Origin of the sequence: Kutzneria buriramensis (assembly GCF_003387475.1) — a bacterium.
Lineage (GTDB): Bacteria > Actinomycetota > Actinomycetes > Mycobacteriales > Pseudonocardiaceae > Kutzneria > Kutzneria buriramensis.
Genome location: NZ_QUNO01000024.1, coordinates 42,019 through 62,315 on the forward strand (window position 1 = coordinate 42,019; position 20,297 = coordinate 62,315).

Annotated in this window: 14 protein-coding genes; 7 read left to right on the forward strand and 7 right to left on the reverse strand. The window is 70.0% G+C overall.

Going from position 1 to position 20,297, the window contains the following annotated elements; translation table 11 throughout:
- Nucleotides 1-35: 35 nt before the first annotated feature.
- From BCF44_RS47490 to BCF44_RS47500, 3 genes are all read right to left on the reverse strand, one after another.
- Complete coding sequence (locus BCF44_RS47490) at nucleotides 36-500, reverse strand: hypothetical protein (RefSeq protein WP_116181163.1); 465 nt, start codon at nucleotides 498-500, stop codon at nucleotides 36-38.
- Between the two features lie 171 nt (nucleotides 501-671).
- Nucleotides 672-1,094 carry a hypothetical protein gene (locus BCF44_RS47495; protein ID WP_116181164.1) on the reverse strand — a complete coding sequence of 141 codons (423 nt, stop codon included), beginning with the start codon at nucleotides 1,092-1,094 and terminating at the stop codon, nucleotides 672-674.
- A 98-nt stretch (nucleotides 1,095-1,192) separates the two neighbouring features.
- Nucleotides 1,193-3,142 carry an ABC transporter ATP-binding protein gene (locus BCF44_RS47500; protein WP_147328945.1) on the reverse strand — a complete coding sequence of 650 codons (1,950 nt, stop codon included), beginning with the start codon at nucleotides 3,140-3,142 and terminating at the stop codon, nucleotides 1,193-1,195.
- A gap of 212 nt (nucleotides 3,143-3,354) precedes the next feature.
- On the opposite strand from BCF44_RS47500, the gene BCF44_RS47505 reads away from it, so the two are divergent.
- Complete coding sequence (locus BCF44_RS47505) at nucleotides 3,355-6,924, forward strand: GH92 family glycosyl hydrolase (protein WP_116181166.1); 3,570 nt, start codon at nucleotides 3,355-3,357, stop codon at nucleotides 6,922-6,924.
- 16 nt (nucleotides 6,925-6,940) lie between these two features.
- Complete coding sequence (locus BCF44_RS47510) at nucleotides 6,941-8,254, forward strand: glycoside hydrolase 5 family protein (protein ID WP_116181167.1); 1,314 nt, start codon at nucleotides 6,941-6,943, stop codon at nucleotides 8,252-8,254.
- Nucleotides 8,255-8,267: 13 nt separating this feature from the next.
- Here the strand turns inward: BCF44_RS47510 and BCF44_RS47515 are convergent, their stop codons facing one another.
- Both BCF44_RS47515 and BCF44_RS47520 read right to left on the reverse strand, forming a co-directional pair.
- Nucleotides 8,268-9,461, reverse strand: a complete 1,194-nt coding sequence (locus BCF44_RS47515; RefSeq protein ID WP_116181168.1) for a glycoside hydrolase family 5 protein — start codon at nucleotides 9,459-9,461, stop codon at nucleotides 8,268-8,270.
- 78 nt (nucleotides 9,462-9,539) lie between these two features.
- Entirely contained in the window at nucleotides 9,540-10,403 is an 864-nt protein-coding gene (locus BCF44_RS47520; RefSeq protein WP_116181169.1) for a trypsin-like serine protease, read from the reverse strand.
- A 153-nt stretch (nucleotides 10,404-10,556) separates the two neighbouring features.
- Between BCF44_RS47520 and BCF44_RS47525 the strand changes: the two genes are divergently transcribed.
- Both BCF44_RS47525 and BCF44_RS47530 read left to right on the forward strand, forming a co-directional pair.
- Nucleotides 10,557-11,270: a helix-turn-helix domain-containing protein gene (locus BCF44_RS47525; RefSeq protein ID WP_116181170.1), complete on the forward strand. Its 714-nt coding sequence runs from the start codon at nucleotides 10,557-10,559 to the stop codon at nucleotides 11,268-11,270.
- A gap of 133 nt (nucleotides 11,271-11,403) precedes the next feature.
- Nucleotides 11,404-14,523, forward strand: a complete 3,120-nt coding sequence (locus BCF44_RS47530) for a TIM-barrel domain-containing protein (protein ID WP_246016233.1) — start codon at nucleotides 11,404-11,406, stop codon at nucleotides 14,521-14,523.
- Between the two features lie 38 nt (nucleotides 14,524-14,561).
- Here BCF44_RS47530 and BCF44_RS47535 read toward each other — a convergent pair whose 3' ends face one another.
- Nucleotides 14,562-15,092, reverse strand: a complete 531-nt coding sequence (locus BCF44_RS47535) for a snapalysin family zinc-dependent metalloprotease (protein ID WP_116181171.1) — start codon at nucleotides 15,090-15,092, stop codon at nucleotides 14,562-14,564.
- A 270-nt stretch (nucleotides 15,093-15,362) separates the two neighbouring features.
- Here BCF44_RS47535 and BCF44_RS47540 point away from each other — a divergent pair, with 270 nt between their 5' ends.
- Together BCF44_RS47540 and BCF44_RS47545 are read left to right on the forward strand one after the other, a co-directional pair.
- Nucleotides 15,363-15,818, forward strand: a complete 456-nt coding sequence (locus tag BCF44_RS47540; RefSeq protein ID WP_116181172.1) for a flagellar basal body-associated FliL family protein — start codon at nucleotides 15,363-15,365, stop codon at nucleotides 15,816-15,818.
- A 238-nt stretch (nucleotides 15,819-16,056) separates the two neighbouring features.
- Nucleotides 16,057-17,244 carry an IS701 family transposase gene (locus tag BCF44_RS47545; protein WP_246016234.1) on the forward strand — a complete coding sequence of 396 codons (1,188 nt, stop codon included), beginning with the start codon at nucleotides 16,057-16,059 and terminating at the stop codon, nucleotides 17,242-17,244.
- Here the strand turns inward: BCF44_RS47545 and BCF44_RS47550 are convergent.
- Nucleotides 17,232-19,160 carry a helix-turn-helix domain-containing protein gene (locus tag BCF44_RS47550; RefSeq protein ID WP_211353573.1) on the reverse strand — a complete coding sequence of 643 codons (1,929 nt, stop codon included), beginning with the start codon at nucleotides 19,158-19,160 and terminating at the stop codon, nucleotides 17,232-17,234. The two genes, BCF44_RS47545 and BCF44_RS47550, sit on opposite strands and share 13 nt — an antisense overlap.
- Nucleotides 19,161-19,573: 413 nt before the next feature.
- Here BCF44_RS47550 and BCF44_RS47555 point away from each other — a divergent pair, with 413 nt between their 5' ends.
- Nucleotides 19,574-20,284 carry a 50S ribosomal protein L11 methyltransferase gene (locus tag BCF44_RS47555; RefSeq protein WP_246016235.1) on the forward strand — a complete coding sequence of 237 codons (711 nt, stop codon included), beginning with the start codon at nucleotides 19,574-19,576 and terminating at the stop codon, nucleotides 20,282-20,284.
- Nucleotides 20,285-20,297 lie beyond the last annotated feature (13 nt).

The following is a 20,297-nucleotide window of genomic DNA, read 5'->3' on the forward strand; positions in this document are numbered from 1 at the left end:
ACCCCTCGCGAGGAGGGGCCGCCGCGCGGGCGTGATCAGTGGAAGGTCAACGAGGCGGAGCTGACGGTCTCCGAGCCGGGGCACAGCGGGCCGCCGCTGGTCAGGGTGGCGGTGAAGGGGCCGCCGGTGTAGTTCCGCGTCGTGCCCTGGCGGGCGTAGGAGACGTTGGTGGCCTTGTAGGAGCAGGTGATGCCGAGCTCCGTCCCGTTGACGTCGACCTCGGGCGCGGACGCCGTGCCGGCGGTGTCGTCGAAGGTGACGGTCGGGTCGTTGGTGAGGCCGGCCGTGATGCTGCCGGTACAGCTCGGGTTCACGGTGGTGTGGTCGATCGTCAGGGTCGTCGGCGGCACGTCGCTGGTGGTGGCGTTGGTCCACGAGCAGCTCGAGCCGCCCACGGTGATGTTGCCGTCGACCTGGCCGGTGGCGGCGTAGGCGGGGACTGCCAGGAGCACGCTGCCGGCCACGGCGGCGAGGCCGACGAGTAAGCGAGCCGTCTTCATGTGGTCCTCCTACTGCGTTTCGCGTCTGCGGCGGTTGCTCCACCGCCGGGAACGCGCTAACGCGTGGCTGACCACGGGGTTCGGTGCCGACCATTGAACGTGAAGATGATTCACGAACCCGATGATGGCACGGGTTGGCCGGGTCTCAAATGGATAGTCAAATGTTAAGGGTCAGGAGGCGGCGAGCAGTCCGACGCCGAGGGTGACGACGCCCAGGCCCAGCGCCAGCATTCCCAGCCACACCAACCAGATCAGCCGGTTCGGCTTGGTCACCTCGCCACTTCCCATGGAGGAGAAGAAGAATCCCGCGGAGATCAGCGCCGCCGAGGCGGGGACGCCGAGTCGGGCGACCCAGCCCCACAGCCCGTCCAGTCCGGCGGCGTCGGCCAGTATCAGCGTCACCAGGCCCAGGGTGACCAGCACGCCGGCGTGCGCGTGGCCCGCGCGGGCGAACGCCTTCTGGAAGTCGGTCATCGGCACCGCGCCGCGGACGATCCGGGTCATGAACCAGCCGCCGAACTCGATCCCGACGATCGTCAGCAGCGTGACCCCCGCGATGTCGCGCGAGGCCGCCGTCAGCGCCAAGGTGTGCATGTCTGCCTCCCCTTTTGAGAACGCTGTTATAAAACACCGTTTCGATCAGGCGGTCAAGCCCGTGAGGGGAAGGTCGCCGCGCCTTCGCGATCGGCCGGTCAGGCGCTCAGCGGGCGGCCGTCGCCGGAGACCGCGGCGTCCTGATAGCCGGACGCCTGTGTCTGGTACAGGTCGTGGTAGCGGCTGCCCGGGCCGAGGGCCATCAGCTCGTCGTGGGTGCCCTGGGCGATGATCCGGCCGGCGTCGAAGACGTAGATCCGGTCGCACATCCGCACCGACGCCATCCGGTGCGTGATCAGCACGCAGGTGGTCCGCTCGTCCAGTTCGGCCAGCGTGCGGTAGATGCGGCCCTCGGCGATCGCGTCCAGGCTCGCGGTCGGCTCGTCGGCGATGAGCAGGTCGGCCCGGCGGTAGAGGGCGCGGGCGATCGCCACGCGCTGCTCCTGCCCGCCGGACAGCCGGGTGCCGCGGACGAACTGCTTGGACAGCATCGTGTCCCAGCCGTAGGGCACGGCCGCGGCGACATCGTCGGCGCCGGCCGAGGCGGCGGCCGCCAGCAGTGCCGTGTCGCCGGGATCGTCGCGGTCCGGGCGACCGAGGCGGATGTTGGCGGCCAGGCTGACCGGCCAGTGGATCGGGTCCTGCATGACGATCGCGACGCCGGTGTGCACCGAGTCCGGGTCGACCAGGGCCATGTCCACGCCGTCGCGGGTGATCCGGCCGCCGGTCGGCTCGTACAGGCCGGCCAGCAGCTTGGCGGCGGTGGTCTTGCCGGAGCCGTTGAGGCCGGCGAAGGCGACCTTCTCGCCGTGGCGGAGGGTGAAGCTGACCTCGTGCAGCACGGGGTCGCTCGCTCCCGGGTAGGTGAAGCTCACCTGGTGGAAGGCGTAGGTGTGCGGCCGGCTCGGCGCGAGGACGGGGCGCGGCGGCCGGACCCGGGCGGCGCAGTCGCGGAGGAACTCCCGGAACGCGTTGACGTACAAGGATTCCTCGTACAGGCGGTTCACCGCGAGCACGACGTCGGCGAGGCGGGCCCGGCCGGTCTGGATCGCGATGAGGGCGCTGCCGGCCACCGGCAGCGGCACTCGCCCGGTGACGACGAACACCGCCAGCAGCGCGTAGGCGATCGTGAGTCCGGTGCCGCCGGCGGCGCGGCCCAGGAGCCGGTTGCGCGCCTGGCGGCCGGCGAGTGCGAGTTCCTCCTCCTGGAGGATGTCGCCGAAGGCGGTGATGTCCTTCTGCAGCACCGGTTGTGCCTGGTAGGCGCGGATCTCGGGCGCGGCGATCTCGTTGTCCGCGAGCCGTTCGATGAGCCAGCGTCGGCGGCGTATGGGGGAGAGGCGCCGCATCATGTCGTAGAGGGCGCGGGAGTTGGTCAGCGCCGCCCAGGAGTCCGGGATCACCGAGACGATCAGCGGCGGCAGCAGCAGCGGGTCGAGCAGCGCCAGTGTCGCAGCGGTCGCGGCCAGGCCGGTCAGCGAGCCCACCGCGGTGACCATTCGGGACCATGCGCCGTCGACGTGCATGCTGGTCGACTGCGAGGCCAGTTCGCGGGCGTTGTACCAGTCGGGGTCGTCGTAGGCCGACAGCGGCACCGTCACCGAGACGCGGAACACCTCTTCCTCGCACGTACGGCGCATCAGCACGCCGATCACCTCGGTGCCGTACTGGCTGATCGCATCCGCCGACCGCTGCACCGCGAGCGCCGCCACCACAACGAGTATCGCCGGCAGCGCGGCGAGAAACCGTTGCGGCGTCGGCCCTTCCGTCACCAGTTGGCGCAGCACGGACGCCGTCGAGTACAGCCCGAACCCCGACGCCACGCCCGCAGCCGCCGTCGTCGTCACGACCAGCGCCACCAGCGCCGGCCGCCTCGCCCACGCCAGCCCGACCAGGTAGCGGGCGGTGTCCGGCAGTCGCAATGCCATCCGCCACAACGAGGTGTTCCGGGCCTGCGCCTCGAAATCCGCCGATCGCCACGGCGGAGTGACCAGCTCGTTTTCCGTGCCGGCAAAAGGATCGCCCCTACGCGCGCGTCGTCCCGCCACATGCCCTCCCCTTGTGCGCCGGTAAAGCCTTCATAGCGAACCCCGGGCGGATCGAACAGGCGTTCGCCCGGATGTCACCGGGATAGGTCATCGCCCCGCGCCGCGAGTCCCGGAAATTGGGGGCCCACAGACCCGACTATCGGACCTTGCCCGTTGTCTCGGCCGCCGGGCAGAATCCCGCACGCCTAGCACCTGTGACGGGAGTGACAACGATGTCAAGACGTCGGCTCGGACCTGTTGCCGGCACGGTGCTGGCCATGCTGCTCGCCGGTGCTCCGGCGGTGGCGGCGCCGGTCGTGACGGATCCGGCGGGCCTGGTGGATCCCTTCGTGGGGACGGGCAGTGGCGGCGCGGTGGTGGGTGACGTCGACACGTTCCCGGGCGCGTCGATGCCGTTCGGCATGACGCAGTTCAGCCCGGATACGACGAGCCGGCCGGCGGGTGGCGGGTACTCGTCGGCGGACAGCCAGATCACGGGGCTGAGCCTGACCCACCTGTCCGGCGCGGGCTGCGCGGTGGCGGGCGACATCCCGTTCCTGCCGCTGGTGGGGGCGGTGCCGGGCTCGCCGGACGGTGCCAGCGAGCCGTTCAGCCACGCCACCGAGCAGGCGAGCCCTGGCAGCTACGCCGTGACGCTGGGGCAGGTCCGCACGGAGCTGACGGCAACGGACCGCACGGGGCTGGCGCGGCTCACCTACCCGCCGACGGCGCAGGCGCAGCTGCTGGTGAAGGTGGCGAACAGCCAGAACGGATCGGCCAACGCGACGTTCCACACGATCGGCGACCGGCAGATCGCCGGCTCGGTCAGCAGCGGTCACTTCTGCGGCCAGCCGAACTCGTACACGGTGTACTTCGCCGCCAAGTTCGACCGAGCGTTCACGTCGTCGGGGACCTGGGGTGGCGGCACGGCCAACGCGGTGTCGGCGCACGCCCGCCAGGTGCCGGTGCCCAAGCAGTCGCACACGACGCAGGGCAGCGGCGTGGTGGCCGGCGGCTATCTCACCTTCGACACCACGGCCAAGCCGGTGGTCGGCATGCAGGTGGCGATCTCGTACGTGAGCGAGGACGGGGCCCGGGCCAACCTCAAGGCCGAGGACGCCGGATTCGCTTTCGACCGCGCGGCGAAGGCCGCCCGCAGCGCGTGGAACGGTCAGCTCGGCAAGATCCAGGCACACGGTGGAACGCCGGCTGAGCAGCGCACCTTCTACACGGCGCTGTACCACTCCCTGTTGCACCCCAGCCTGTTCAGCGACGCCGATGGCAGGTACCCCGGCTTCGACGGCAAGCCGCACACGGTTCCACGCGGCCATGCGCAGTACACGGACTTCTCCGGCTGGGACATCTACCGCTCGCAGATCCCGCTGATCGCGCTGCTCGATCCCGCGCAGGCCGGCGATATGGCGACCTCGCTGCTCAACGCCGGCGACCAGATGGGCTGGCTGCCGAAATGGCCGGTGGCCAACGGGGAATCCGGCGTGATGAACGGAGATCCGGCCGATGCGATCCTGGCCGGGGCGTGGGCGTTCGGCGCGCACGGCTTCGACGCGCGGCACGCCGTCGACGAGATGGTGCACGGGGCCCGAGACAGTGGGACACAGGGCGGCGGCGCGCCCGGACAGGGCTGGTACGTGGAACGCCCGTCGAACGCGGGATACCTGGCCAACGGGTACGTGCCGAACACCCAGGCAGACTCGATCTCGCCGGTGCCCAACGGCGCGTCGGAGACGCTGGAGTACGCGCTCGGCGACTTCGCCGTGTCACGGCTCGCGGGCGCCGTGGGCCGCAACGACATCGCCGGCGCGTTCACCAAGAGCTCGCAGAACTGGGCCAACCTGTTCGACACCGCCACCGGCTACATCCGGCCGCGTGACGGCGACGGGGCGTTCCCGCCCGGCGATCCGCTGGCCATGGGCGGCGGGTTCGGGCAGACCGGGTTCCAGGAGGGCAACGCCGCGCAGTACACGTGGATGGTCCCGCAGAACCTGGCCGCGCTGATCGGCGGCATGGGCGGCCGCGATGCCGCCCGCGCGCGGCTGGACCAGTTCTTCGGACAGCTCAACGCCGGCCCGAACCGGCCGAACGAGTGGGCCGGCAACGAGCCCAACCTGGATACCCCCTGGGCGTATGACAGCGTGGGCGCGCCTTGGCAGACGCAGTCGACCGTCCGCGCGATCATGGCGCAGCTGTACGGGCCGACGCCCGGCGGCGAGCCGGGCAACGACGACCTCGGAGCGCTGTCGTCCTGGTACGTGTGGGCGGCGATGGGGATCTACCCGCAGACGCCGGGCGTGCCGATGCTGGTGCTGGGCACGCCGTTGTTCGACCACGTCACCGTGACGGCCGGCAACGGGCGCCGGATCGAGATCACCGCGCCGGGGGCGGGCGACGCCAAGCCTTACGTGCAGAGCCTGCGGGTCGACGGCCGGCCGAGCACGCACACGTGGCTGATGCTCGCCGACCACCCCGGCGTGACCGCGCTCGACTTCACCGTTGGCGCGCAACCGAACCGCAGCTGGGGAACCGGCGCTTCCGACGCGCCGCCGTCGTTCGGCGCCGGGCCGGTCACCTTCCCGCCGACGACCCGCGCGCAGGTGCGCACCGATCCGGCGCAGATCCGTCTCGCGCCCGGGGCCAACGCCACGGTGAACGTCCTCGTGGACAACAGCCTCGGCAGCCAGCCGGCCACGGTCACGTGGACAGCGTCTTCGCCGAACAGCGGCATCACCTTCGGACCGCCGACCGGCACGGCGACGGTGGCGGCCGGGGCGAGCACCGCCACGCCGCTCACCGTGAGCGCGAGTCCGCAAGCCACCGCCGGCTTCTACTCCGTCAGCATCGCGGCGAAGGCCAGCAACGGCGCGATGATCGCCAAGAGCCAGATCCTGGTCACGTTGGCCAGCCCCGGCCAGACCATCCCCACCGCGTACGTGTCGAACTACTCCGACAACACCGTCACGCCGGTGGACCGCGCCAACGGCACCGCAGGCCCGGTGATCCCGGTCGGCAGCGGCCCGGACGGCGTCGTGGTCACGCCGAACGGCGCGGAGGTCTACGTCGCCAACAACAACAGCAACAACGTGTCGGTGATCTCCACCGCGGACAACACGGTGATCGCGACGATCCCCGTCGGCTCTGTGGCGGCCGACCCGGCGGTCACGCCGGACGGGACGACCGTGTGGGTCAGCAACTACGGCGACGGCACGGTGCAGCCCATCGACGTGGCGACGCACACCGCGGGCGTGCCGATCAAGGTCGGCGCGAATCCCGAACGGTTGGCGATCTCGCCGGACGGCAAGGACCTCTGGGTCGCCAACCAGGGCTCGGGGACCGCCAGCGAGATCGACACCGCGAGCCGTGCCGTCGTACGCCAGGTCGCCGTCGGCGCGCAGCCGTTCGGCGTCGCGGTCAGTGCCGGCGGTACGGCGTACATCGGAAACGCCGGCGGCAACTCGGTGTCCGTCATCGACGGGTCAGGCGTCACCGCGACGATTGCGCTGGGCAGTTCGCCGGCCGGGATCTCGCTGTCGCCGGACGGCAGCCGGCTGTACGTGACGGCGGCCAGCGGCGGTGTGCTACCGGTCAACACCGCCACCAACACCGTCGGCCCGCTCATCGCCACCGGCGCCAGCCCTTATGCCGCCGCATTCACCACCGACGGGGCGACGGCGTGGATCGTCGACTCGGGTTCCAACGACGTCCGGCCGATCACCGTCGCCACCGGCGCCGTCGGCCCCGCCGTGACGGTCGGTACCGTGCCGGACGGTATCGCGCTCACTCCGTGAGAAGGGGACAGCCAGCATGTCCGAGTTCGCCCGCCGTCAATTCCTCGGCGCCGCAACGCTGTTGGGCGCCAGTACCGCCGTGCCCGCGGTGGCCGACGCCGCGCCGGACGGCCGATCCCGCCGGGTGCGGTTCGGGCTGAACTACACGCCCAGCAAGAACTGGTGGTACTGCTGGTCGGACTGGGACGCCCGGTCGATCCGCGCCGACCTGGCCGACATCAGGGCGCTGGGTATGGACCACATCCGGATCATGGCGCTGTGGCCCGAACTCCAGCCGAACGCCACCTTCGTCCGGCCCGAGATGGTCGACCGGGTGCGCGAACTGCTCGACCTGGCCGGTGAAAGGCGCCTCGACGTCGAGGTGACGGTGTTGAACGGCGCGGTCAGCGGCTTCCTGTTCGTGCCACCGTGGCTGATCAACAACGGCACCGGCAAGGTGACGAACTTCTTCACCGACCCGGACACGCTCGCCGCCACCCAGCGGCTGTTCACCGCGTTGGGCAAGGGCATCGGCCGGCATCCGCGGTTCCTCGGCTTCGACCTGTCCAACGAGATCTACTGGTTCGCGCAGCCGTTCGGCATCGACGTGGCGCCGGCGGTCGGCGACGGCTGGCTGCGCACCATGTTCGCCGATGCCGAGGCGGCCGCCCCCGGCCGGCTGCACGTCGCCGGCATCGACCACTTCCCGTGGCTCAACGACGACTACTTCAGCCGGGACGCGCTGGGCACCACGGGTTCGGTCAGCGCCAACCACACCTGGGCGGGCTGGGTCGACATCTTCACCACGTACGGGCCGATGTCCACGCCGTCGCTGCACTACTCGGAGTACTTCATCGAGCTGATCAAGGCCTTCCACACCGATCCGCACCGGCAGGTGTGGATCGAGGAGACCGGCATCTCCTCGGTGTGGATGGACCCCAAGCTCATTCCACAGTGGACGGAGCAGTCGATCCGGAACATGGTGAGCTGCGAGGACCTGTGGGGCGTGACCTGGTGGTGCTCGCACGAGGTCAACCGCGGGCTGACCGGCTTCAACCAGCTCGAGTACGACCTCGGCGTCTACACCAACGACCGCCGGCTCAAGCCCATCGGCGCGACCATCGCGGACCTGATCCGGGAGTACGACCACAATCCGCCGAAGGCCATCCACCGGTCGTCGGCGCTGGTGCTGCCGGACGGCATGGTCCCGTCGATTCCGTTCTTCGAGCCGTTCATGCGTCTCATCGACAAGGGCGTGCGGCCCGCCGTGGTGAAGGCGAGCCGCAGCACCGACAAGGCCTACCTCGAGGCGCGAGGCATCGACAAACTCATCCAGCTCGACGAGGTCTGACGACTCCTGGGGGTCAGGGGCGCTGGGTCATCTTCTCCAGCGCCTTGATCCGCGCCACGCTGGCCGCGTTCGCCGCGCCGGTCCACGCGGTGTTGAGCAGGCCGTAGTAGTCGAGGGCGCCGTGCTGCCGGCCGGTGCCGGCGGACTGTGTGCCGTTGAGCTGCCAGTAGGCCCAGTCGATGTCACCCTCGCGCAGATAGCGCTGGATACCGTTGGAGAAGTTCGAGTCGGCCTTGTCGCAGCCCGCGGTCCAGGTGATGCAGGTGCCGAACTCGCTGACCCACACCGGCGCGGTGTATGGCTTGCCCTGGGCGACGAGATAGCCCCACCTGGCGCCGAGCTGCTTGCTGAACGGGCCGTAGCCGTGGTTGACGTCGTACTCCCACTTGTAGGCGTGCGCGGCGTACACCAGCCGGCCGCCGACCTTCAGCCGGATCGGGCGGTGGTACGCGCCGGTGAGATCGGTCTGGTAGTTCAGGCCGCCCACCACGACGAGCAGGTTGCGGTTGGCGGCCAGGACCGCGTTGCCGCCGCGCTCGGCGGCCGCCGCCCAGTCTGTCCGGGGGTTGCCGTCGCCCCAGGTCGGCGACACGCCGCCGGCATCCCGGATCTCGTTGCGCAGCTCGGCGGCCACCACTTGCGGACGGTTCCGGTAGCGGGTCACGATGCCCCGCCAGTCGGCGATCCAGTGGGACTCGGGATAGGCGGCGGTGTACCACAGCCCGTTGCCGTCCTTGCCGTTGCAGCACCAGTCGGCCCGGCTGACGTGGTTGTCCAGGACGACCATCAGCCCGGCGCGTCCGAGCGCGTCGACGACCCGGTCGAGCACGTCCAGCGCCCGCTTGCCCTTCAGCTCGGGATTGGCCCGGACGTAGCGGTCCGCGACGACCGGGTTGTGCTCGTACATCTCGTTGGACCACGGAATTCGCACCGAGTTGAAGCCGTTGGCCCTGATCCAGCCGGCGATGTGCCCGATGGTGGCGCGGTCCAGGCCGCCGACGACGAACTCCGGCGACTCCGCTCCGCTCCAGTTCACGCTGGCCAGCTTGACCCGCTGGCCGTCCGGGCGAAGGATCCAGCGTCCGCTGGTGTGCAGGGGATAGGTGGTGGGGGTTGCGACCGCAGTGGTGGCCGGCGACGAAGCCACGGTAATAGCCGCCGCCAACGCGGCGACCACGAACGACAGCCGGCGGTAGTGGAACATCATGGCGCTCCTGATTCGACTTGACGGGCAGGTCCGCGCGGGTGGTGTGGCCCCGGCGCGCGGGGCCACACCACGAACGGCCTAGCCCATGCGCTTCGCCTGCTCGTAGTACTGACCGGTGCGGGAGTTGAAGTAGACGCTGTAGTTCTCGCCGTGGTGGGCGTGGTCACCGCCGCGGTCGTAGCCGCCCATCGTCCCGATCACGTTGTGGGAGACGTGGTTGGCGTCCCCCAGGAGCCAAGGTGAGCCGCTGGTTCCGCCCGGCAGTCCGATGCCCTGGTGGCCGCCGTTGGGATAGCCGTAGCAGTCCATCCGGATGTAGCTGTGCGGATTGCCGTAGTTGGTGACATTGCTGCACCGCATCGGCCTGGCGGCGCGGGCTGGATAACCCGCGATGGTGGTCGGGGTGTTTCCGATCCGGGCGTTGGTCACCAGGTGCAGCGATCCCGTCCGCTGGGCGACATTCTTGCCGCCCGACGGCTTGAGAATCACGAACGCGTAGTCGTACGGGCTGCTGGAATACTTGTCGGGGCTCTTGGCCGTGGGGTCGTACTCGACGGGCACGACGACCTTGGCGATGGTATTTCCCTGATAGACCATCGATTCCGAGGTGTAGGAGCCCCAGGTGCGGTTCGGTCCGTCGTGGTAACCCGGATAGAACTGCACCGACCTCGCGAACACGCCCTTCTTGGGCTCGACGCAGTGGGCGGCGGTGAGAATCACGTTGCCGTGCGGGCTGTCGATCACGCTGCCGGTGCAGTCGTGTTTGCTCGGCGCTGTGCCGTTTGTCAGGACCGTTCCCACGGTGGGCCAGCCGTCGAAGCTGTACCCCGTCGGAACGGCCGCCGTGGCGGACCACGCCGGCGCGGTCAGCGTGCCCACCGCGAGAGCCGCCACCAGCGTGGACATCCCGAGTCGCCACCGGCGGTGTCGTTGTTCCGTCATCGAACCTTCTCCCTTCGAGGTGAGTCCGAGCCCGTTGGCCGGACGCCGTCAACGGTGCCGACCGGGTGACACCGGGAGAACCGTTGCGGCGTCTCGTGGGACGTGCTGAGACGATGCGAGACGCAGGCTCGGGGACGCGGGGAGGCGGACCGTATGACGGACGACGGGGTGGATGCCCGTCAGCAGCTGGTCAAGGAGCTGCGCCGGGCGAAACAGGCGTCGGGGCTGAGCTTCGCGACGCTCGGGTCCCGCGCCTACTGCAGCCGGGCCTCGGCGGAGCGATACGTCAACGGCAAGCAGTTCCCGCCGAAGGTCGCGGTCGAGGCCCTCGCCCGAGCGTGTGATGTCGATCCCGAGCCGCTGCTGCGACTGTGGGACGCCGCGGTGGATTCGGAGGTGTCGGCCCCTCCCGCCATTGTCTCTCGGCCGCCGGTCCCCGTTTCAACCCCGACCTCGCGGGCGCGCCCGCGGAAATACGCGGGCATTGTCGGTTCGGTGCTGGGCGTTCTGCTCGGCGTTCCGCTGTTGAGCGCCAGCGGCGTGGCGCCCGCCGTGCCGAAACCGCCGGCGTCGACGAACGGATGCCGGGACTACTACATCGATTTCCACGTCTACACCCTGGGACGACTGTGCTGGACGGCGACCGATGCGACGGTCAGCGGCCAGGTCACCAATCAGGGCGGCCCCGATCAGGCGACGGTCCAGGTGTGCGTTTCCGACCATCCGAACCTCTGCGCGCAGACGATCACCGTCGCCGCGGCCGGCCCGGATCTGCGCACGCGTTATACCCGCGTCATCGCCCTGCCCGCCGGATACGGGGCATGGGTGCGAGCCTGTGCGGGCGACTATTGCAGCACGTGGAAGTAGCGGACAGCTGGTGCGAAACGGGCGAACGCCTGCGCTGTGTCAAAACTGTCACTGCGCCGGTGGTGTGAACCCGCTGACGCGGATCGTACCGACCGGTAACCTGGGCGGCCATCAACGAGGATTGGACGGTCCGATGAGCCGACGACTCTGGTGGGCCGCCATGCCCGTCGCCCTGGCGTTAGCCGCGGTCTTCGCGCCGGCGCTCGCGCCCACGGCGGCCGCCGCGACGGGCGTCGTGACCGACGGGAACGCGCGGTTCACGGTCGAGTCGCCGACCCTGATCCGGGTGGAGTACGCCGGCGACGGCGGCTTCGAGGACCGTCCGACCTTCGACGCGGTCAACCGGTCGATGCCGACGCCGGCGTACACGACGTCGGTGTCGGGTGGCTATCGCGTCATTCAAACCGCCTCGGTGACGCTGCGGTACAAGGAGAACTCGGGACCGTTCACCCCGGCCAACCTCAGCGTCGACCTGACGGCCGGGTCCCAGGCCGTGACGGCGCATCCGAGCTTTCCGGGCACCTGTGCGTACGGCACGGGCTGCGAAGCCGAGGGTCTTGGGCTGTCCGGCAGCGCCTTCGTCGCCACCGACCACAACGGATACACCGGCAGCGGGTTCGTCGCCGGCTTCACCGCGGCGGGCGCGAAGATCGGCTGGCAGGAGTCCGCACCGCCGTCGGCCGGCCAGTACGCCGTGCAGATCCGCTACGCGAACGCGACCGGCGGCGACGGCAAGAGCGTGACCCGCACCGTCACGTTGACCACCGGCAGCAGCACGCAGCAGGTGAGCCTGCCCGCCACGGCCAACTGGGACACGTGGGCGGTCGCGAGCGCCACCGTGACCCTGCCCGCCGGTGGCGCGCCGATGTCGATCTCCTGCGGCAGCGGCGACTCCTGCAACGTGAACGTCGATTCCGTTGCGGTGACGCCGATCGGCGCCGCGTACCCGACGCCGGTGTCCACGCCGGACAACAACCTCGGCGGCTATCGTCGCGGCCTGGACGGTCAGAGCGGTCCGGCGGCGATGGCCGACGGCGTGCTCTCCCGCGACGGCTGGTACCTGCTGGACGACACGGGGTCCTCGATCCTCAACGCCGACGGCACCGTCACGCCGAGGCCGTCCCACAGCACGCAGCCGTACCAGGACGGCTACTTCTTCGGCTACGGCCACAACTACAAGCAGGGTCTCAAGGATCTGCACGACCTGACCGGCCCGTCGCCGCTGCTGCCGCGCGAGGCGTTCGGCGTCTGGTACAGCCGGTACTACCCGTACACCGCGTCCGACTACGAGAACACGCTGATCCCGGCGTTCCGGGCCAACCAGACGCCGATCGACAGCCTGGTGGCGGACACCGACTGGAAGTCGCCGAACGCCTGGGACGGCTGGGAGTTCAACCCCAGCCTGTTCCCCGACCCCAAGGGGTTCTTCAGCTGGGCGGCGTCGCAGGACCTGGTGACGTCTTTCAACATCCACCCGAGCATCGCGCCCAGCGACCCCCAGTACGCGGCGACGCTCGCGACGGCCGGCACGCTGGCCGACAGCAGCTGCTACAGCATCGGCGCCTGCAAGATCTTCAACTTCCTGGACCCGGCGGAGCTCAAGGCGTACTTCAACCTGCACAGCACGTTGGAGCAGCAGGGGCAGCCGGTCTGGTGGCTGGACCAGTCCAACGGCGAGGGCGGCACGCCCACCAACGCCGGGGTGACCCCGGACAGCTGGATCAACGCGCAGTACAAGGCGCACGCGGACGCGATCGGCAGCCGCGGGTACGTGCTCGGCCGGATCGGCGGCAACGGCAACGACTACTCGGTGTTCACGCCGTCGCCGTACGGCGCATGGGCCGAACACCGCTCGGCCGTGCACTTCACCGGCGACACCACGCCGACGTGGGCGATGCTGGCCTTCGAGTCGCAGTTCACCGCCCGCGAGGGCAGCGGCATCGGCGAACCCTATGTGTCCCACGACATCGGCGGCTTCTACCAGAACTCGGCGAACGCCTCCAACGGCCACGACGACGAGGACCTGTACGCCCGCTGGGTGCAGCTGGCCACGTTCCAACCGATCCTGCGCCTGCACTCCGACCACGGTGACCGGCTGCCGTGGAACTACAGCGCGTCGACGGCCTCCGCCACCGAGAAGTTCCTGCGGCTGCGGGAATCCCTGGTGCCGTACACGTACACGCTGGCCCGTCGGGCCGTCGACACCGGGCTGCCGATCGTGCGCGGCCTGTACCTGAACTACCCCGAGTACAACGAGGCGTACAGCTACTCGGGGGAGTACACCTACGGCGACGACGTGCTGGTCGCGCCGGTCACCACGCCCGGCACGGGGTCGGTGAGTTCCACCGTCTGGTTCCCGCCGGGCACGTGGACCGACTACTTCACCGGCCGCACCTACACCGGGCCGGGCACCGCGCAGGTCAGCACCACGCTGGACACCATGCCGGTGTTCCTGCGCTCCGGCGGGATCGTGACCACTCGCAGCGACTACGTCGACTCCGCCAACCAGAGCCCGATGAGCCAGGTCAGCGTGGACGTGGCGGCCGGCGGCGACGGGTCGTTCTCCCTGTACGAGGACGCCGGCCAGGGCAACGGCTACCAGTCCGGGCAGTCGGCGACGACCGCGATCGGCTACTCGGACGCCTCGCACACCGTGACCATCGGCGCGCGGCAGGGCACGTATTCGGGCGCGGTGGCGAACCGGACCTGGACCGTCAAACTCCACAATCTGTACGCCGCACCGTCGAAGGTCACCGTCAACGGCTCCGCGGTGTACGTCAGCTACGACGCCGGCACCCGCACCGCCACCGTGCAGACCGGTTCGCTGGCGACGTCGTCCGCGGTGACGGTCGCCTACACGCCCGCGACGCCCGCCGGTCCCATCACCTCCGCGCTGGCCGGCAAGTGCGTGGACGTCAACAATGCCGGCACCGCCAACGGGACTGCCGTGCAGCTGTGGGACTGCAACGGCACCAACGCTCAACAGTGGACCGTCGGCACGAACGGCACGCTTCAGGCGCTCGGCAAGTGCTTGGACGTCAACAACGCCGGCACCGCCAACGGCACCACGGTGCAGTTGTGGGACTGCAACGGAACCGGGGCCCAGCAGTGGCAGCAGGGGGCGAACAGCTCGTTGGTCAACCCGGAGTCCGGGCGGTGCCTCGACGATCCCAATGCCGCCACCACCAACGGAACACAGCTACAGATCTACGACTGCAACGCCACCAACGCCCAGCGGTGGACCGTGCCCTGAGCAAGATCCACCGCCGGGTGGTGGTCTGAGCCTGTATCTCAGTCCCGGACCACCGTCAGCCGGTGCGCGGGCGCGAAACCGTTCGCGAAGTTCTGGTCGACCTGCGCCGCCTCCTGCGCGTCCGGCACGGCGTTCTTGCAGGACGTGCCGGGGCCGTGGCCGGACATCACCTCGGTGCACGGGCCGCTGTAGTCGTCGGGCAGGCCGAGGTTGTGGCCGAACTCGTGGGCGATGATCCTGGTCGGGTCGAAGCCCTCGGCGACCTGCTGGGTGTCGATGTAGATGTCGCCGTTGCCGTGGCCGTCGGTCTGGGTGTACGAGCCGCCGCCGCTGATCTCGTGCAGGAAGATCGTGGCGCCGCCGCCCGCCGCGAGCTGGACGTTGCTGACGGCGCCGTTCCAGTTGGCCACGGCCTGGGTGGTCTCGGCCTGGTAGTCGGGCAGGTCGCTGGCGTCGTAGTGGAGGGTCACCGTGTTCGGCGCGGCCGCCGCGGTGGCGGCGGTGAGCACCTGCGCCGTCGCGAGGGGCAGCAGCATCACGGTGATGCCGAGGGCGAGGCGTCGCAACATGAGTTCTCCTCTGTTGTGCAGGGTCAGGCAGGGTGCGCCCAGCGTCGCAGCCGACGCCGGCCCCGCCTACGCGACCAAAGGAGGGGATCCTTCACTTTTGACGACCGTCGGGGGTCGGGGCGGCATGCCGCTGAAGACTTTCCAAGGTTTGCAATTGTTGAGTTTGCTATCGTCTCCTGTTCGCGATGGCCGACCGGGCCGGCGCCGGTGATCACCGTTGAGTAGGACTACGTATGTCCCGCCGGCCGCCGTGCTCGACAGAATCGTCGCGTGCCCGAATGGATCTCCCGCCGACGACAGCTGATTCCCCTGGCCGCCGGCGTGGTCGGCGCGCTGCTCGGCGCGGGCTCCGGCTGGTTCTGGACGGCGGTGACGGACCACATCCATCATCAGTGCGCCGTCGAGGGGCCCAGCACCTGGTGCTGGCTGGGCGGGTTCATCTGGGGGCCGGGTATGGTGGCGGCGGCGATGATCGTCGTGGCCCTGGTCGTCGGGCTCGGGCTGGCGGTGTGCGAGGTGTGGGGAGCCGAGGCCGTCGCCGTCTGGGGTTCGCTGCTCACGTTCGGCGCGGCGTGGGCGTTCGAGACGCTGCCCGTCGACAGCTGGACCAGGTTTCTCGTGCCGGCGGCGATCCTCGGCGGCGGGCTCGGCGTGGCGGTGCTGCTGGTCGAGGCGACCACCCGCTGGCGTCGGTCGATGTCCCGCCGGCCGGACTCCGAGCGGTAGGGGAGCCACAACCTCGGGCCCGTGGTCGGGGTCGGATGGTGACCGGACCACACACGGGCCGCCGCGCCGGACCTCCGTCAAGCGGAAATCGGGACGGCCGGCGCCCCGGACAGTGGGGCCGCCACCGTCGGGCCGACAGAGTCGGGTCCGAGCGCATCTAGGCCTGGAACGGCCGCTGTCGCACTGTTGGTCGAGGGCTCCGGGTTGTCGGAGCGGGAGGCGAACAGAGGGGTGAGCCATGACCAGCCTTGCCTGTTATCTGGGGGACGACCGCAAGCAGAAGCACGCGACCACCTCCGGGATCCAGCACACCACGCTCGCGGCGATCTGCGCCGCGATGTTCCAGTCGTTGCCGCGCTCCGACCAGCGGAGGAAGGGCGCGGAGTACGTGTACGGCCTGTTGGCCGCCGACGGACGCAAGTCGATAAGAAACATGGCGGCGCTGTTCGGCGGGCGGGCGGCGGAGCAGCGCCTGCACCACTTCGTGTGCAGCTCCACCTGGGACTGGGTGCCGGTGCGGCACGCGCTGTCCCAGTTCATGGTGCGGGCGGCGCCGCCGCAGGCGTGGGTGGTGCGGCCCATGATCATCCCGAAGGCGGGGGACCACTCCGTGGGGGTCGACCGGCGGTTCCTCTCCGACATGGGGCACGTCGTCAACGCCCAGCATGCCATCGGCGTCTGGGCGGCGTCCGAGGAACTCCGGACCCCGCTGAACTGGCGGCTGCGGCTGTCCCCGGCCTGGGTCGAGGACAAGGAGCGGCGGGTGCAGGCGGCGATCCCGGACGGCTTCATCAGCAAGTCGATCGGCGACGGCGCGGTCGACGCCTTCCTCCAGATGACGGCGTGCGGCGGCCTCCCCGTTCGTCCGATCATCCTCGACGCCCGCGACCTCGACGTCGCCGGCACCGTGGGCACGCTGCGCGAGGCCGGCGTTCCGTTCCTGGTCCGGCTGCCCGGCGCGGTGCGGCTGGCGGTGACCGACTCGGCGCTGACCGGCCACCACGCCGACGTGCTGCCGGCGCACCACATCATGCGGGCGGCCAGGCACCTCCGGCGGCCGGCGGTGTGGCGCGGCGGCGGGGACGCGATGCCGCACACCTGCCTGGTGGCCGGCGTCCAGGTCCGGCTGCCCGGCGACGCGGCGCCGGCGTCGCTGCTCGCGACGGCGGAGATCGGCGAGGACTGGCCGGGACAGCTGTGGCTGACCAACCTCACCAACTGCGACGCGGCCGCGCTGATCCGGCTGACCGGGCTGATGGTCCGCGTCGACGAGGACTTCGAGGAGATCGCCGACCAGGTCGGCCTGCGGGACTTCGTGGGACGGTCCTTCGCCGGCTGGCACCGGCACGTCACGCTCGCCTCGGCCGCGTATGCCGTGTCCGTCCTCACCCACCGGGAGAACGCCGCGGTCGATCACGTGTCCTGAGCCGGCGGCCCGTCGACGGTCGGCTGCGGCCGGGACTCGCCGAGGAGGTGCCGCAGCTTCGACAGCCGCAGCGCGAGCTGGATGTCCAGCGCGCGCTCGGGTTCCTGCCAGTCGGGACCGAGGAGCTCGGCGACCCGCTCGAGGCGGCGGGTCACGGTGTTGGGGTGGACGTGCAGCCGCTCGGCCGAGTACGTCGGGCTGCCGCCGGCCTCGAAATACGCTTCGAGGGTCCGGCCGAGCTCGGTCGAGCGCTGCCGGTCGTAGTCGACGACCGGACCGATGGTCGCGCCGATGAACCCGTCGACGTCCGGGCTGTCGGACAGCAGCACGCCGAGAAAGCCGAGCTCGCCCACCGACGCCGAGCGCCCGGTCGCGCCGATGACGGTCATCGCGTCCAGACAGCGCAGGGCTTCGAGGAACCCGTGCCGGACCGAGCCCGTGGCGGACACCGGCCCGGCGCCGCTGACCGTCACCGGAAGTCCCAGCAGCGGCGACAGTTTGCCGGACACCGCGCGCGCCGAGGCACCGGGATCCTTGCCCGGTAACAGAAGCACGAGACAGCCGTTCTTCATGGTGCTCAGCCCGCCCATGCGGTGCGCGTACGAGGAGGCCCAGATCGCGCCCTTGCTGCCCATGGTCCCCTCCGCCCGGGCGAGCACGATCACGTGCGGGGTGTCCAGCTGGACGCCCAGCCGACGGGCCCGCTTCTGGAGCTGTTGCGGTGGCCGGGGCGGGCTGGCGACCAGGTCGTCGAGCAGTTCGCCGCGGGCGTCGGACTCCGCGATGGCCGCCTTGCTGTCCAGCAGCAGAAGGACGGCGGCGGCCTGCGCGACCTGCGGCAGCAGTTGCCGCTCGCGGTCGGTGAACGCGGTGTGGGGATGCAGGAGCACGGTGCCGAGATGCTCCTGCCCGGCGAAAACCGGTGTGGCCCAGGTGCCGCCGCCCAGCGCGACGGGTTCCCGGGCGGCGTGCGCGTTCATGGTGGCCGCCAGCATGGCGTCGTGCTCGTCGGGCATGTCGCCGGAGGTGGCCAGGATCCGGCCGTCGGCCGCGCACAGCCGGACGGCGCCGTCGAGCAGCCGGCTCGCGTGGTCGGCCAGCTCGGCCTGGTCGCTGCCGCCGAGAACCTGGTCGATGAGCCGGCGATTGGCGGCGCTGCACTCCTCCAGGCCGGCCAGGCTCTTCTCCGCGGCGGCCGCGCGCCGGCGGAAGTCCGCGCCCTCCGCGGTGGCGCGTTCCAGGCGCAGCACCCGGTCGACCATCGCGCCGACGAGCCTGCCGTAGGCGCTCATCAGCGATATCTCGTCCACCTTGAAGTGGCGGACGTTGCGGTGCGCGGCGTACAGCACGCCGAAGGTCCGGGTGCCGACCTTCAGCGGCACCGCCATCACGGCCCGCAGGCCCTCGGTCCGCACCACCTCGTCGATCTTTCCGCTGTGCGGAAAACGTTTGTCAGCAAGGTAGTCCGGTGTCCAGAATGGTGCGAGATCAGACAAAACCACGCTGCCGACGCCCCCGGTGGACGGCAGCCGCAGCCCCACGCTGATGGCCGAGGTGTGCCCGTCGGCGGTCCGGATGTAGACGTCGCCGGCGCTGTCGTCGGGCAGGCTGATGTAGGCCATGTCGATGTTCAGCAGCAGCCGGGTCCGTCGGGTGGTGAGGTCGAGGAGGGTGTCGAGGTCGTCCGGGGCGGCCAGGTCGCGTGCGGTGTCGACGAGCGCCGTGAGCGCGGCTTCGCGCTGCTGGTGGCGTTCCAACTGGGAACGAACCGACAGTCCCAATTGTTTTGCGCGTTCCAGCGATTCCAGTCCGGCGCCGGTGGCGCCACTCTCGCGGGCCGCGGACACCACCGTCTCGAACTGTTCGGTCGACGCTTCTCTTACCAGCAGCTCCAGGACAGCCAGCTCGTCCGACATGGGTCACACTCCGCTACAGGGCATGGATGCATTGCGTGCGACGTTCCGGTGTCAACCATCGGAGCGTACTACAGGGGGCCGGACGGACCGCTATAGGAACGAAGGGGCAAAAACATCTGTCCAATCGTCTGTCACGTTGTTTCCGTGATCAATTGCGGCCGGGGTTGGGCCCGGCCGCCGTCACGCCGTGCCCGACTTCGCCGAATATATCGCGGCGGCGGTGACGGCCGGGAGTTTCGAGTGATTCGATTTGCTGGTCTGAACGGCCGGTGCCCGGTGGTTGGGCCACCGTCGCCGGTCGCCAGATGTGGTGTTGGACGACCTTCCTGAGCTGTGTCCGGCGGGGAAAACTGGGGCATAGCGGTCGCCGACTCGGCGAGGGTCAACCATTCGGGGTAATGAGGGGTCTAATGATGGCTGTCACAAGCTACCTGCGTTCGTTGGAGCGCAGCCGTCTCGCGCGTGCTCGGGTCGACCGGCCGGCCGTGTTCACCATGTGCGGGCGTGAGTGGGATTTGCTGCCCGACGTTTTCGCCCCGATTTATTCGCCGTCGACGGGGGCGGCGCTCGAGTTCCTCGGCCTGGGGGAGCCGCACGGCCTGCCCCGCGCCGGCTCCTTTCTGGAGATCGGCTGCGGCACCGGGATCATCGCGGTGTCCGCCGCGCTGGCGGGTTGTGACCGGGTGGTCGCGACCGATGTCAATCCGGCCGCTGTTGCGAACGCGGCGGCGAACGCGGCCCGGCACGGCGTGGGCGACCGGCTCACCGCGACGCACAGCGATCTTTTCGATCAGCTTGACCAGCGTGAACGTTTCGACGTGATCTTCTGGAGCTCCAACTACGTGGCCGCGCCGGCTGGATACGAATACAAGAACGCGCACGAACGCGCCTATGTGGATCCCGGCTATCGGACGCACCGCAGGTTCCTCGCCGAAGCGCCGAGCCGGCTCACGGCCGGCGGCGTCATCCTGCTTCATTTCAGCACGAGGGGCGATATGGCCGGCCTGCTCCGCGGCGCCGAGGAGAACGGTCAGTCGTTGCGCGTGCTGCGCACCGCGGTGATTCAGGAAGGCGACGTCAGCGTCGAGCACATGTTGATCGAGGTTGCCGGCGTTTCCATGTGATCAGGGAGCATTC